Source organism: Mesorhizobium sp. M7A.F.Ca.US.006.04.2.1, from assembly GCF_004022915.1.
Lineage (GTDB): Bacteria > Pseudomonadota > Alphaproteobacteria > Rhizobiales > Rhizobiaceae > Mesorhizobium > Mesorhizobium ciceri.
In genome coordinates this window covers 1-1,860 of the sequence record NZ_RZQA01001062.1, presented here as the reverse complement: position 1 = coordinate 1,860, position 1,860 = coordinate 1, and the positions used below count along the sequence as shown (strand labels likewise).

The window sequence follows — 1,860 nt, the reverse complement described above, 5'->3', positions numbered from 1 at the left end:
GTGGCAACCGAAACGCTCGACCGCGCCGGCCTGTCGTGGCGGATGGCCTTTTCCAGCCCGAGCCTTGGCGGCATCTGGGCAGCCGTGGCGGCGGGGCTGGGGCTGACAATCCGCACCGACATCGGCCTGCCGGCCAGCGTCAGCGCGATGACGCCGGAGATCGCCGGGCTGCCGGCATTGCCCAAAATGGCGTTGGTGCTGCACCAGAAGGATGCTGAACTGGATCCGGTGGCAGCGCGGCTGGCCGACATATTACTGCAGGCGGCGTTGCAGGCGCTGCCACGGGACGAGCGGTTGAAGGAGGTCGCTTAGACAGCCGGAACAGGTATCCAGCGCCCGACCGCTTATTTACGCTTGTTCGACCTGCCGGCGAACGGATTGTCCGACGTGCGCAGCGCGATGCGGATCGGCACGCCGGGCATATCGAAGGCTTCGCGCAGGCTGTTGGAGAGATAGCGGACATAGGATTGCGGCATCGCATCGGGCCGCGAGCACTGGACAACGAAACCCGGCGGCCGGGTCTTGGCCTGGGTGACGTATTTGACCTTCAGCCGGCGCCCTGCCACGGCAGGCGGCGGATGGTGTGCCAGGATGCCTTCCAGCCAGCGGTTGAGCTTGCCGGTCGAGACGCGGCTGTTCCATACCTTGTGGGTCCTGATGACGGCATCCATCAGCTTGTCGAGGCCGCGCCCGGTCTCGCCGGAGACAGGTACGGCCTGCAGGCCGCGCGCCTGGGGAAGAAGCCGTTCCGTCTTCTCGCGCAGTTCGGCCAGAAGCTCCTGGGGATGGTCGATCAGGTCCCATTTGTTGAAGGCGATCACCGGCGCCCGCCCTTCCCTGATGATCAGGTCGGCGATCTGCAGATCCTGCTTCTCGAAGGGAATGGTGGCGTCGAGCACGATGATGACGATCTCGGCGAAGCGGATGGCGCGCAGGCCGTCCTGCACCGACATCACTTCGAGCTTTTCGTGAATCCTGGCCTTGCGGCGCATGCCGGCCGTATCGAACAGCTTCAGGCGGCGGCCATGCCAATCCCAATCGACCGAGATCGAATCACGGGTGATGCCGGCTTCCGGTCCGGTGAGCAGCCGTTCTTCGCCGATCAGCGCGTTGATCAGCGTCGACTTGCCGGCATTGGGACGGCCGACGACGGCGATGCGCATCGGCTTGGTGTCGTCATAGGTGTGCTCGGCATCCGGATCGGCGATATCCTCGCCGATCAGCACCTCGCCGGCAGCGATCTCTTCGTCTTCGCCATCTTCGTCTTCGCCGAAGGCGCGCGCTTCGCCGAGCGCGCCGATCACGGCGTCGCGCAAATCGGGCATGCCCTGGCCATGCTCGGCCGAAACCGGGATCGGCTCGCCAAGGCCGAGCTCCCAGGCTTCCAGCATACCGCCCTGGGCGCCCTTCGCCTCGGCCTTGTTGGCGACCAGCACGACCGGCTTGCCGGACTTGCGCACGATCTCGGCGAAGGTCCTGTCGTCAGGCAAAAGGCCGGACTTGGCGTCGATGGTGAAGAAGATCAGGTCGGCCTCGCGGATAGCGATCTCGGTCTGCGCACGCATGCGGCCGGGCAAGGTCGAGGCACCAGCGTTCTCGAAGCCGGCGGTGTCGATGACATCGAAATGCAGGTCGTAGAGCTTGGCGGCGTGGACGCGACGATCGCGGGTGACGCCCGGCGTGTCGTCGACAAGCGCCAGCTTTCTTCCCACCAGCCGATTGAAGAGAGTCGATTTGCCGACGTTAGGTCTGCCGATGATGGCGACTTTGAAGGTCACGACGCACTGCCCGACCCGCGGATCAGCTCGGACATCAATGTTGCGCGCTCGCGGGTGTTGCGCGGGGCGCCGTCATCGGCGG

At 65.5% G+C, this 1,860-nt stretch carries 1 protein-coding gene and 1 pseudogene; one reads left to right on the top strand and one right to left on the bottom strand.

Features of this window, described 5'->3' with window-relative positions; all coding sequences use genetic code 11:
- A pseudogene (locus tag EN925_RS34230) lies at nucleotides 1-312 on the top strand (LysR family transcriptional regulator); the annotation flags it as partial.
- Nucleotides 313-344: 32 nt separating this feature from the next.
- On the opposite strand, the gene der reads toward EN925_RS34230, so the two are convergent.
- Nucleotides 345-1,778 (bottom strand): ribosome biogenesis GTPase Der, encoded by a 1,434-nt coding sequence (gene der / locus EN925_RS34225; RefSeq protein ID WP_064995110.1) that lies wholly within the window; start codon nucleotides 1,776-1,778, stop codon nucleotides 345-347.
- Between the last annotated feature and the right edge of the window lie 82 nt (nucleotides 1,779-1,860).